Source organism: Nocardia sp. NPDC019395, from assembly GCF_040632335.1.
Lineage (GTDB): Bacteria > Actinomycetota > Actinomycetes > Mycobacteriales > Mycobacteriaceae > Nocardia.
Genome location: NZ_JBEYBT010000008.1, coordinates 59723 through 73762 on the forward strand (window position 1 = coordinate 59723; position 14040 = coordinate 73762).

A 14040-nucleotide genomic window follows, 5' to 3' on the forward strand; every position below is an offset into this window, starting at 1 on the left:
TTCGAGACCGCGTCTCTCCGCGGGTACTACGTGGAGTCTATCCTGCGTTTTCGTGCGGATCCGACGGTCCGTTCTCCTTTCCGGACGGTTTACCGAGCCGGATCAGTAGCCGTGGAGCGATCACCGAGAACGCTTCCGCCGTAGTCATCTCCTCATGCGTGGCGGTTACCGCGTACTCGGCGACTTCACCGGATACGTAGGGCCGCCAGAGATCCGCTGTGGGTCCGGGCTGTTCTACGCCGGGGGTCGGTATATCGGCGCGGAAGAAGTCGACGACACCCTGGTAGATCCCCGGCCGGTGGTCGGCGATCAGTTCCGCGGACCGCACCGCCGTCCGGTACACCCCGCGAAGCCGGTCCACCGGCAACCGCAGCAGCTCCGGCGGGATCAGCTCGTGCAACCGGGCCAGTTCCGCATCACTGAGTTCACCGACGTCCTCACCTGTTTCTCCGGTGACGATGCCCTGCTCCACGAGCGCCGCGCGGACCGCGGACTCGAAGACGCCGGGATCGACGGCCGGGTGACTGTCGAGCATCGCCAGCATCTCGACCTGTTCGCCCGCCGCCTGCAGTTCGGTAGCGACGGCGTGGGCCAGGACCCCGCCCAGCGACCAGCCGAGCAGCCGGTAGGGGCCGGTCGGCTGAATCCGCCGGATCTCGGCCAGGTAGCGGGCCGCGATTTCCGCCAGCGAGGCCGGGGCGTAGCCGGTTTCGGAGTACGCGGGCGACTGCAGACCGTATATGGGCTGATCTTCCGGAAGCAGCCGGGTCAGCCCGGCGAAGCTCCATGCCAGCCCGTCCCGGGCGTGGATGGCGAAGATCGGGGTCGCGTCACCGGTTTCCCGGATGGGCAGGACCACCCGCAGCGCCGCCTCGGACAGTGCTTCGGCTTCGGCCGGTGCGGCGAGCCGGGCGGCGAGGCCGCCGACGGTCGCGTCGGTGAACAACCACTGCACGCTGATATCGATACCGGTCTCCACGGCGAGCCGGGCCACGACCTTGGTCGCGAGCAGCGAGTTGCCGCCGAGGGCGAAGAACGAATCGTCGACCCCGACCCGGTCCACGCCCAGGACATCGGCGAAGATCTCGGCGACCGTGTATTCCAGCGGCGACCTGGGTGCGCGGAAATCGGCAGCGTCGAATACCGGTTCGGGTAGCGCGCCGCGGTCCAGTTTCCCGGCCGGGGTCAACGGGATCCGATCGATCACCATGATCGACGACGGCACCATATACGAGGGCACCTGCCGCCCGGCGAACTCACGCAATTCGGTCGCATCGACCGAATACCCCGGCACGGTAACCACATACGAGACCAGCGATACGGCTCCCGCCGCGCTCTCGTGGCCGATCGTGACCGCGAAATCGACGGATTCGTGCACCGTGAGCGCGGCGTCGATCTCGCCGAGCTCGATCCGGAAACCGCGAACCTTGACCTGGAAGTCGTTGCGGCCCACGTACTCCACTGCCGGATCACCGGCACCGTCGCGCCGCCAGCGCACGATATCGCCGGTGCGGTACAACCGCGACCCGGGGCCGCCGAACGGATCGGCGACGAAACGCTGCGCGGTCAGACCCGTCCGGGCGTGATAGCCGCGGGCCAGTTGGATACCACCGACATACAGTTCGCCGACCACTCCTTCGGGCACCGGGTTCAGCCGGTCGTCGAGGATCAGGGCGCGCGTCCCGCGCACCGGACCGCCGATGGTCACCGGATCACCGATGGACAACGGACCACTGATATTCGTGGCGACGGTGGCCTCGGTCGGCCCGTACGCATTGTGGAACCGGCGCTCGACCCCACCGGCGGGCACCGTGGACCATTTCGCCACCAGATCCGCCGAAACGGCCTCACCACCGGCGATGATGACCCGCATCCCCGCCAGATCCGCGGGATCCAGCGACGCCAGCACCGACGGCGTGATCAACCCGACGGTGACACGCTCACGGGCGATCAACTCACCCAATTCGGCACCACCGTAGACGCCCGGCGCAACCACCACGAGAGCACCCGCCGAACCCACCGCGAGCAGCAATTCCAGGATCGACGCGTCGAACGACGGCGACGCGAACGCCAGCGCCCGCGAGCTCGAATCGAGCCGGTACCGCTCGACCTGCTCGGCACTGAAATTCGCCAGCCCGGCATGCGTGACCACCACGCCCTTGGGCAGACCCGTGGAACCCGAGGTGTAGATGACATAGGCGGTGTTCGCGGGAGTCAGCGGCCGCGCACGATCCACATCGGTGACGGGGCCGGCCGGATACTCCGCCAGCGGCATTTCGTCGAGTACCAGCCAGTCCACCGAATTCGGCAGATCCGGTCGCACCGCCGACACCGTCACACCGACCCGCGCGTTCGAATCGCTGAGCATATGCGCGATCCGGTCCGCCGGATACGTGGGATCGACCGGTACGAACGCCGCACCCGATTTCGAGACCGCCAATTCCACCAGCACCGAATCCGCCGACCGCGGCATCGCGACCGCCACCAGATCCTCGGTACCGGCGCCACGGCCGATCAGCGCCCGGGCCAACCGGTTCGAACGCTCGTCGACCTGACCGTAGGACAACCGCTCGTCCCGGAAGATCAGGGCCGGTGCGGCCGGATCCACCGCCACCGCCGCGGCGAACAGTTCCGGCAGAGTACCGGCCGGTACCGCGGGGCCACCGGAACGCGATCCCAGCTCCGCGCGCTCGGTGGGGCTCAGGAACTCCGCCTCCCCCACCGGCAGCCGCGGCGCGTCGACCAGGTGGTCGATCACCCGCAGCAGTCGCGCGGCCAGCGTTTCGACGACGGTCGCGTCGAACCGGCTGTGCAGGTACTTCAGCATGATCTGGACCGTGCTGTCGGCCGACACCACCAGGGTCAGCGGATAGTGGCTGTTATCGCGCGTCCCCACACCGGTGATCGACATACCGTCGATATCGCTGGTGGCGGCGACCGCGGCGGCGTCGGTGGGATAGGACTCGAAAACGAACAGGCTGTCGAACCGCACCGCGGTCCCGGCGGCCCGTTGGATATCGGTCAGCCCGAGGTAGTGGTGTTCCAGCAGCGCGGCTTGTTCCCGCTGCAGTTCGGTGAGCAGGTCGCTGGTGGATGCCCGATGATCGACCCGCACCCGCACCGGCAGGGTGTTGATGAACAGACCGACCATGGATTCGATCCCGGGCAGCTCCGCGGGACGGCCGGATACCGTCGCACCGAACACCACATCGTCACGACCGGTGATCCAGCCGAGCAGCACACCCCAGGCGGCCTGCAGCAGGGTGTTCATCGTGATCCCGAGATCGGCGGCGCGCGCGGCGAGTTGCCGGGTGCGGTCCTTGTCGATCTCCGCGAGGTAGGTGCCCATCTCGTAGTTCTCCGGCGACACCGGCTCGGGTGCCAGCACCGACGGTTCGGTGAACCCGGCCAGCGCGTCGCGCCAAGCCTGCTCGGACGCGGCCCGGTCCCGGGTGGCGAGCCAGGACAGGAAGTTCCGGTACGAGGCCACCCGCGGCAGGGCGGAGGTATCCCCGCGCAGCGCGTACAGCACCAGCAGCTCCCGCATGAGCAGCGGCATGGACCAGCCGTCGAGCAGGATGTGATGGGTGGTGATCGCCAGTTGCCAGGTGTCCTCGCCCAACCGGACGAGGTGGAACCGGATCATCGGCGGCGCCGACATATCGAAATGGTCCGCTTGATCGGCGGCCAGCAGCCGGCTCAGTTCGGCCGCGCGTTCGGGCTCCGGCAGGTCACGCAGATCGATATCGCGCCACGGCACCGAGACGGAGTCGAGGACCACCTGCACCCACTGGCCCTCGGTATCGGCGACGAACGCGGTCCGCAGGTTGGGGTAGCGGCCGACCATCGTTTCGGCGGCCCGGCGCAACCGGGCCGGGTCCACGATCCCGGCCAGATCGACCGTCGACTGCATGGTGTAGACATCGTGACCGTCGCCGACGAGCTGAGCGTGGAACAGCAGGCCCGATTGCAGCGGCGACAGCGGCCAGACCTCGGTCAGCGCCGGATAACCGCGCTCCCATCGTTCGATATCGGTTTGCGAAACCCGCACCAGCGACATATCGGACGGGGTGAAACCGCCCGCCTCCGGCCGGCGGATATGGCCGGCCAGCCCGGTGAGCGCGGCGACCCACAGATCCGCGAATTCGCGCGCCGCGGCCTCGGTGAGCAACCCGCTGGGGTAGGCGAACGAGGCACTCAGTACCGGGCCGTCCGCGCCGGAGTTGACGATGGCGTTGATATCCAGCACCCCGTTGGCGGGCATATCGCGGTCCATATCCGCGTCGACGGGGCCCAGATCGGCGGTCGGCATCCAGCCGAGTTCGGCCAGTTCTGGGGTGATCTCACCGGTGGAGACCCGGCCCAGATAGTTGAAACTGATCTGTCCCGGCACCGATTCCGGTAGCCGCGCACCGGTTTCGGGGTTCAGATAGCGCAGCAGTCCATAGCCGAGGCCCTTGTCCGGTACGGCGAGCAGTTGCTCCTTCACCGATTTCACCAGGGCGCCGAAGGCCGGCCCTCCCGCGAAGGCGTCGTCGAGATCGATTCCCGGCAGTTCCAAGCGCACCGGATGCACAGCGGTGAACCAGCCGACGGTGCGGGACAGATCGGCACCGGGCACCACGGTCTCTTCGCGGCCGTGGCCCTCGAGTTTGACCAGCGCCGCCGCGTCCGGACCGGCACCGCGCCAGCGGGCGAGGGCCAGTACGAGCGCGGACAACAACGCGTCGTTGGGGCCGCCGTGGTAGCGGGCACCGGTCGTCGTCAGCACCGCCTCGGTGATATCGGCGGGCAACGAGATCTCGAACCTTTCGACCGTCGCGTTGGTATCGACGGCCGGATCGAACGGGCGCCCGCCCAGCAGCGGGTCGGGGGTCGACGCGACCTTCTGCCAGTACGGCAGTTCCGCGACCCGGGCGGGATCGACAGCGGATTCGGCCAGCCCGTGCGACCAGCGCCGCAACGAGGTCCCCACCGCCGGCAACGCCACCGGCTGCCCGGCCGCGATCTGCGACCAGGCCGACGCCAGATCCGGGATGATGATGCGCCAGGACACACCGTCGACCACGAAGTGGTGCGCCACTAAGAGCAGCACATCCCGCCGCTGCCCGCGGAAGGAGAACCATACGAACTGGGCCATCACCGCGGCGGCCGGGTCCAGACGACCCAGCGCGGCGTCGAATTCGGCGGATGCGCGGCGGATGAGTTCGTCTTCCGCGATCGACTCGTCGAGTTCGACCTTCCGCACCAGTGCGTCGATATCGATCGCGCCCGGCGCGAGTGCCTCGAATGCCGGCGCCCCCTCGGTGGTCCACAGCCGGGTGCGCAGGGCGTCGTGATGGTCGAATACCGCGGCCAGCGTGCCGATCAGGGTCTCGCGGTCGATATCGGCCGGTAGCCGCAGCATCATCGGCTGCGAGAACCGCTGATAGGAGTTGTTTCCGCGCAGAATCTGGGACATGACCGGCAGTACCGGCATCGCACCGACCCCGCCGCCGGGCAGCTCCGCCGGCAGCTGTTCGTCCGCGCTACCGAGCGTGGCGATCTCGGCGAGCGCGGCCACGGTCCGCCGCTCGAATACATCGCGGGGTGTGAAGACCACGCCGCGGCCCTTGGCCCGCGACACCAGCTGGATCGAGAGGATGCTGTCGCCACCGAGCGCGAAGAACGAATCGTCCACCCCGACCCGGCCCATGCCCAGAACGTCGGCGAAAACCTCGCAGATGATCGTCTCGACCTCGCCGACCGGGGCCCGGAAGGACTGTGCCGCCAGCACCGGTTCCGGCAGGGCTTTACGGTCCAGCTTGCCCACCGGAGTCAGCGGGATCTCGTCCAGCATCATGATCACCGACGGCACCATATGCGCCGGCAGCCGATGCGAGACGAATTCGGTCAGGGCGCCGGTATCCACCGCACGGCCCGGCACCGTCAGCACATACGACACCAGAATCGTCGCGCCCGCGTCCGTTTCCCGGCCGAGTGTCACCGCGTAGTCGATATCCGGGTGCGCGGCCAGCGCCGTATCGACCTCACCCAGTTCCACCCGGAACCCGCGGATCTTGACCTGGAAGTCCGAGCGACCCACATAGTCCAGTTCCCAGTCCACGGTCGGCAACGCCTCGTTACCTGCCCGCTTACCCGGATCCGCGTACCACCGCACCACATCGCCGGTGCGATACATCCGCGAACCCTCGAAACTGAACGGGTTGGCGACGAACCGGTCGGCGGTCAGGCCGGGCCGGTTGTGATAGCCGCGGGCCAGCGCACCGCCGGCCAGATACAGTTCACCGGCTACGCCCGGCGGTACCGGATTCAACCGGGCGTCCAGGACCAGCGCGGACATCCCGTGCACCGGGTCGCCGATGGTGACGTGTTCGCCGGGAAGCAATTGCGCGTACGAGGAGATGATCGTCGTTTCGGTGGGCCCGTAACCGTTGAAGTACTTCCGTCCCGGTTCCCATTTCGCCAGCAGTTCCGGTGTGGTCACATCGCCACCGACCGATACCACTTCGAGCGCGTCGAGACCCGCCGGATCCATCGTTCCCAGTACCGCGGGCGTGATGATGGTGTGGGTGACCTCTTCGGTCCGCAGCAATTCGGCCAGGTCGGGGCCGCCGATGATCTCACCCGGAACCACCACCAGCGTCGCGCCGACAAAGCCGGTGCACACCCATTCCAGCACCGAGGGATCGAAACTCGGCGAACAGATATGCAGGAACCGGTGTCCCGGCTCGAGCTGATACAGATCGACGGCGACATCGGCGAGACCACCGATACCGGCATGGGTCACCACGACGCCCTTGGGCAGACCGGTCGAACCGGAGGTGTAGATGACATACGCCGGATGCCACATCATCAGCGGCGCGCTCCGCTCGGCATCGGTCACCCGGCTGTCCGGCTTCGCCGCCACCCGCGCCCGGAACTCCGGGTCGTCCAGCCGCAACCACTGCACCGCACCCGGCAACCGGTCGACGAACTCGTTACCGGTCAGGCCGAGAACAGCACCGGAGTCGGTGAGCATATGGCGTATCCGGTCGTCCGGATAATTCGGATCCACCGGAACATGCGCACCACCGGCCTTGGCTACCGCCCAGAACGCCAGCACCATTTCGTAGGACCGCGGGAACGACAGCGCCACAATCCGTTCCGGGCCGACACCGTGATCGATCAGCACCCGGGCCATCCGCGACGATTCCGCGTCCAGCTCCCGATACGTCACCGACCGGCCGCGGTAACGAACCGCCACACCGTCCGGATTCACCCGGGCACCGTGCGTGAGGATTTCCGGCAACAGGCCGGTCGCCATCACCGCGTCACCGTGGATATGGGTGAGCAAACGGTATTCGGAGTCGTCGATAACCGGCAGATCACCGATCGGCGCTTCCGGGTTCCGGCCGACGGCGGCCAGCAGGTGCAGGAACCGGCGGGCGAAGACCGCGACGGTGTCCTCCTCGAACAGATCACGCGCGAAGGAGAACTCCGCCGCCATTCCCGCACCCGTTTCGACAACGCGGAGCGAGAGATCGAATTTGGCGGTCTCGATATCGAAATCGACACCGGCGACGCGCAGCCCGGGCAGTTCGAAATCGGATACCGGCAGGTTCTCGAATGACAACGCCACCTGGAACAACGGATGCCGGGCGGTGGAACGCTCCACATCCACCGCCTCCACCAGCCGCTCGAACGGCACATCCGAATGCGCGAAGGCCTGGAGATCGGCTTCCTTGGTCGCCTCCAGGAACTCACCGAAACTCGATTCGCCCCGGACATGCGAACGCAACACCAGGGTGTTGACGAACATCCCGACCACATCATCGAGTTCGGCTTCACCACGCCCGGCGATCGGTGTCCCCACCGCCACATCATCGGTGGCAGATATACGCGCCAGGAACAGCGCCAGTACGGCATGCACCACCATGAACACCGTGGTGTTGTGTTCGGCGGCCAGCCGCTTCACGGCATCGTGCAACTCCGGGTCGATCGAGAACGGCACGGTGCCGCCGGCGAACGACTGAACATTCGGGCGCGGCCGGTCACCGGGCAGGTTCAGCTCATCCGGCAGACCGGCCAGCGTCTTACGCCAGTAGTCGACCTGCGCGCTGACCAGGCTGTCGGGATCGTCCTCGGAGCCGAGGATCTCGCGCTGCCACATGCTGTAATCGGCGTACTGCACCGGCAGCGGCGCCCAGCCGGGCGCGGAGCCGGCGGTGCGGGCGGCGTAAGCGGTCATCACATCACGTGTCAGCGGCGCCATCGACCAGCCGTCGGCGCTGATGTGATGGACGACGAACACCAGGACGTACTCGCCTTCGGCCGGACGGAACAGCGCCATCCGCAGTGGGAGTTCGGTCGTCACATCGAAGCCGGCGGCCACCATCTCCGAGATCCGATCGCGTAAATCGTCCGGCGCCACCGGAAGTGGTGCCAGGTCCGGAACCGCCTGTTCGACCGGTAACACCAGCTGGTACGGTCGCCCGTCCCGGGAGGGGTACACGGTTCGCAGGGTTTCGTGCCGCTGCGCCACATCCGCCACGGCCTGCCGCAATGCCGTCACGTCGAGATCTCCGGAGAGCCGGATCGCGACCGGAATATTGTAGGCCGCCGAATCGGTGTCGAACTGGTTGAGGAACCACATTCGCTGCTGCGCCAGCGACAACGGCACGAATTCCGGCCGCGGACCCGCGACCAATGCCGTGCGCCCGCCGGCACCCGCGTGCTGTTCGACCCGAACCGCCAGCGCACCGACCGTGGGCGCCTCGAACAGCACCCGGACCGGCACCCGCGTATCCAGCGCCTTACCCAGCCGGGCAACCACCTGGGTCGCGACCAGCGAGTTACCACCGATGGCGAAGAAGTCGTCGTCCACACCGGCCCGGTCCAACCCGAGCACTTCGGCGAAGACCCCGGCCACGATCTCCTCGATCGGCGTCGACGGCGCCCGGAACTCCCGCGATTCGAAAACGGGCTCCGGCAAGGCTTTACGATCCAGCTTCCCGTTGATGTTCAACGGCAAGGCCTCGAGCTCCACAAAAGCGGACGGCACCATATACGACGGCAACTGCCTGCCCAGCTCCGACTGGAGCAACGACTGATCCAGGCCCGACGCACCGTCCACCGGCACCACGTACCCGACCAGCCGGTCCCCGGTCCGCGGATCCGATTTCGCCACCACCGCGGCCTGACCGACCTCCGGCAACGCCAGTAGCGCGGCCTCGATCTCACCGAGCTCGATCCGGAAACCACGGATCTTGACCTGGAAATCGGTACGACCCCGATACTCCAGCTCACCGTCCCGATTCCACACCACGAGATCACCGGTGCGATACATCCGCTGCCCGGGCACGAACGGATCGGCGACGAACCGCTCCGCGCTCAGATCCGAGCGGCCGAAGTAACCCGCCGCGAGCTGCGCCCCCGCGAGATACAACTCCCCCGATACACCGTCGGGCACCGGCGCCAACCGGGAATCCAGCACATACACACGCGAATTCCATTGCGGCACACCGATCGGCACGGAAACCACATCAGCAGTGCTGACGCGGTGCGTGGTGATCGATACCGCGGCCTCGGTCGGACCGTACAAATTGAACAGCTCGGTCTCCGGGTGCTCGCTGCGCATCCGCTGCGCCGTCGCGGCGGGCAGTGCTTCACCGATCGCCAGCACCCGCCGCAACGAACCCGGCACCCCCGCTTCGGCGGCCGCCAGGGCATCCAGCATCGACGGCACCACCGTCAGCGTGGTCACCCGCTCCCGAGCCATCAACGCATTCAGATACGACGGATCCCGATGACCCTCCGGCGATGCGATAACCGTCCGGCCGCCACATACCGCCGCGAGCCAGAACTCCCATACCGACAAATCGAACGTCGCCGCCGTCTTCAGCAGCACCGCATCCGATGAATCCAGCACGAAATCGGCTGTGACATAACACAACTGATTAACGATCGCCGCGTGCGATACCGCCACGCCCTTCGGGCGCCCGGTCGAACCCGACGTGAAGATCACATACGCCGTGTTCGACGACCGCAACGGGATAACTCGTTCCACATCGGCAACCGCCGACGCGTCGAAGCCGGCGAGATCGAGGCTGTCCACAACCAGCACCGGCACATCGACCGCCGGGACATTGCCGTCGACGCCGAACCCGGTGGCGGTATCGGTCAGCACACAGACCGGTCCCGCGGCGGCCAGGATGTATTCGCTGCGCTCGGCAGCCTGGTCCGGATCGACCGGCACATAGACACCACCGGCAGCCGATACGGCATACATCGCGACGACCAGGTCCACCGACCGCCGCAACGCCAGCCCGACCCGAGCTTCGGGACCCACGCCCTGCCCGATCAGATACCGCGCCAACCGGTTGACCCGCGCACCCAGCTCCGCGTACGACACCGGAGAACCATCAGCAGCCACCAACGCCACCGCGTCCGGCGCCCCGGCCACCGAATCATCCAGCAGCGACACCAGCGTCGCAGCGGAATCCAGCTCCTGGACAGTCGAATTCCGCTCGTCCAGCAGCAGCGCCCGCTCGGCCGGACCCACGATTTCGAGGTCCCCGACCGGCACCCGCGGATCCGCCACGATCTCCGACAACAACCGGGTGAACCGGTCGGCGAATCCCTGCACCGTTGCCCGATCGAACAACGCTGTCGCGTAGGTGATCGAGCCGGCTATCCCCTGCGGCGTGCCCGCGTCGTCGTAGCCGTCACCGACGATGAGATGCAGATCGAACTGCGAGACCTCGGTATCGAAATCCACACCCGATACCGTCAGACCCGGCAACTCCAGGCTCGACTGCGCCAGGTTCTGGAACGAGAAACCCACCTGGAACAACGGATGCCGCGCCGTCGAACGAACCGGGTTCAGCACCTCCACCAAGCGCTCGAACGGCACGTCCGCGTTCGCGAACGCCGCGAGATCCACCTCCCGCTGACGACTCAGCAGACCGGTGAACGACTCCCCACGATCCAACTGCGTCCGGAACACCAGAGTGTTCACGAACATACCGATCAAATCGTCGAGGGCCTGCTCACCACGACCCGCCACCGGCGTACCGATAGTGATGTCGTCGGTACCCGACAACCGCGCCAGCAGTACGGCGAGCGCCGAATGCACCACCATGAACAATGTGGCACCCTGCGACTGCGCGAGCCGCAGCAAACCGGCATGGATCTCGGCATCGACCTCGACCGCCACACGGCCACCGGCATAGGACTGCACCGCCGGACGCGGCCGATCCGCCGGCAGATCCAGCTGATCCGGCACCCCGGCCAGCATCGACTGCCAGTACCCGATCTGCTGGGCCGCCAGCGACTCCGGATCCGATTCGTCGCCCAGCAGTTCCCGCTGCCAGATACTGAAATCGGCGTACTGCACCGGCAACGGCGCCCAGCCCGGCTCCCGGCCGTCCGCGCGCGCCGCGTACGCGGTCATCACATCGCGGGTCATCGGACCCACCGATACGCCGTCACCGGAAATGTGGTGCACCACCATGGCCAGTACGTATTCACCGGCCGCGTCGGCCACTTCGAACAACGCTACCCGCAACGGCACCTCGGCCGTCACGTCGAAACCGGTCGAAGCCAGCTCCGTAACCGCCGGGATCAACTCGCCGGTGCTCACCGACCGGATCTCCAGCCGCGGCGCGGCCTCACCGGCCGGCAGAACGACCTGCACCGGACCCGATTCGGTCTCGGGGTACACCGTGCGCAACACCTCGTGCCGCGCCACCACATCCGCGACCGCCGCGCGCAACGCTTCCACATCCAGCGCACCGGACAACCGGATCGCCAGCGGAATGTTGTACGCCGCCGAATCACCGTCGAACCGGTTCAGGAACCACATCCGCTGCTGCGCCAGCGACAACGGCACAGACTCCGGACGCGGACCGGCGGTGAGCGCGAGGCGGTCACCCGAATCCCCGATCTCGGCGAGCTGTTCGGCGAGGCCGGCCACGGTGGAGGCCTCGAAGATCATCCGGGCGGGGACCCGCGCGTCCACGATGACACCCAGCCGGGCCGCCGCCTGGGTGGCGATCAGCGAATTACCACCGAGATCGAAGAAATCGTCGTCGGCGCCGACCGGGTCCGCCGGCCGCAGCAGATCGGCGAAGACGGCAGCGACCTCTTTTTCCAACGGGCTCCCCGGCTCGCGGTACACCCTGGTGCGCAGCTGCGGTTCGGGCAGCGCGCGACGATCCAGCTTGCCGACCGGCGTGAGCGGAATCCGGTCCAGCACAGTGATACTCGCCGGAACCATATGCGCGGGCATCCGGCTCGCGGTCAGTGCGAGCAGTTCGTCGATATCGACGGTGGCGCCGCGGGCCGGATGCACATAGGCGGCGAGCACGGTGGCGCCACCGGCACGCTCGTAGCCGACGGTGACGGCGAAGTCCACCGATTCGTGTTCGGCCAGTACCGCGTCGATCTCGCCCAGTTCGATCCGGAAACCGCGGATCTTCACCTGGAAATCGTTACGGCCCAGGTACTCCAGTGAACCGTCGGCCGTCCAGCGGACCAGGTCGCCGGTGCGGTAGAGGCGGGAGCCGTCGTCCGCGAACGGGTTGGCGACGAAACGCTCCGCGGTCAGCCCCCGCCTGTCGTGGTAGCCGCGGGCCAGCTGGGCGCCCGCCACATACAGTTCGCCCGTGACTCCGGTGGGCAGCGGTGCCAGCCGTTCGTCCAGTACGTATTCGGTGGTGCCGCGGGTCGGCGTGCCGATGGTGACCGGTTCGTCGGGTTTCAGCGGCTCGCTGATATTGACCACAATGGTGGTCTCGGTCGGACCGTATCCGTTGTAGAACTCGCGAGAGCGACCGTCCGACAGGGTGCCGGCCCAGCGACGCACCAGTTCCGGCGGGCAGGCTTCGCCACCGACGATCACCACCCGCAGATCGTTCAGACCCGCCGGATCGACAGAGGCCAGCGCGGCGGGCGTGAAGACGGCATGGGTCACCTTCTCCTCGCGCATCAGGCCGGCCAATTCGTCACCGCCGTACACGGTGGGCGAGGCGACAACCATGGTCGCCGCCGCCCCCACCGCCAGCAGCAACTCGAAAACCGAGGCGTCGAAGGACAGGGAGACGAAGTGCAGGGTACGAGCGGTGGAGTCGACCCGGAAACGTTCCCGCTGTTCGGCGCAGAAACCGGCCAATCCGGCCTGGGTGACCACGACTCCCTTCGGAGTGCCGGTCGAGCCCGAGGTGTAGATGACATAGGCCGGGTGCTCGACGCGCAGCGGCCGCACCCGCTCGTCGAAGGACACCGGTTCGGCGGGGTACTGCGTGAGCCCGGCCGCGAATTCCGGATCGTCGATGGTGAGCCAGCCCACCTCGGCGGGCATCTCGGTGATGTATTCCCGCACGGTCAAGCCCAGGACGGCGCCGGAATCGGTGACCATGTACGTTTTGCGGTCGATCGGATAGTTCGGGTCCACCGGCAGGTATCCGGCGCCGGTCTTGGCGACGGCCCAGATCGCGACAACCGATTCGATCGAACGGGTCACCCCGATCGCGACCAGATCCTCCGGACCGATACCGCGGGCGATGAGCAGGCGGGCCAGGCGATTGGAACGTTCATCCAGTTCCGCGTAGGTGAGCCGCCCGAGGTTGCCGGTGGCATCCGCGTAGCTGACCGCGGTACCCGTCGGGTTGGTCTCGACCGCGGTGGCCATGAGCTGGGGCAGGGTGATCCCGCGAGGACGCCGGGTACGGGTGGGCCGGGTGCGCGCCGTTCGGGTCATTCCTGGATCTCTTCCTGCCGCTGGTCACACTGCTCACCGATAACCGAACCCATCAACCCTGCCTTGTCTGCCTTGCGCGCTTGCTGGGGGGTGCACCCGCGGCGGCGAACCGTGCCGGCCACCGCCGGACCGCGCGAAGAGCGCAGCCGTCCGCCGCCGGGTTCTCCGTCGTCCATCATTACATGGGTAGCCGACGCCGATCTGTTACCACCGACAGCTCGGAACCTCGCCGAGACGATCCCGACGCCCGGCGTCGTCCGCACCGGGCGTCGGGATCGCGGGGCCGCACCCCGCACCGC

Annotated in this window: 2 protein-coding genes; both read right to left on the minus strand. The window is 67.4% G+C overall.

Features of this window, described 5'->3' with window-relative positions:
- Positions 1 to 37: 37 nt before the first annotated feature.
- Complete coding sequence (locus tag ABZ827_RS19915; RefSeq protein ID WP_357238538.1) at positions 38 to 13741, minus strand: amino acid adenylation domain-containing protein; 13704 nt, start codon at positions 13739 to 13741, stop codon at positions 38 to 40.
- On the minus strand, positions 13738 to 13917 hold the full coding sequence (locus ABZ827_RS19920; RefSeq protein ID WP_357238540.1) for a hypothetical protein: 180 nt from the start codon (positions 13915 to 13917) through the stop codon (positions 13738 to 13740). The genes ABZ827_RS19915 and ABZ827_RS19920 overlap by 4 nt, the downstream gene beginning before the upstream one ends.
- Between the last annotated feature and the right edge of the window lie 123 nt (positions 13918 to 14040).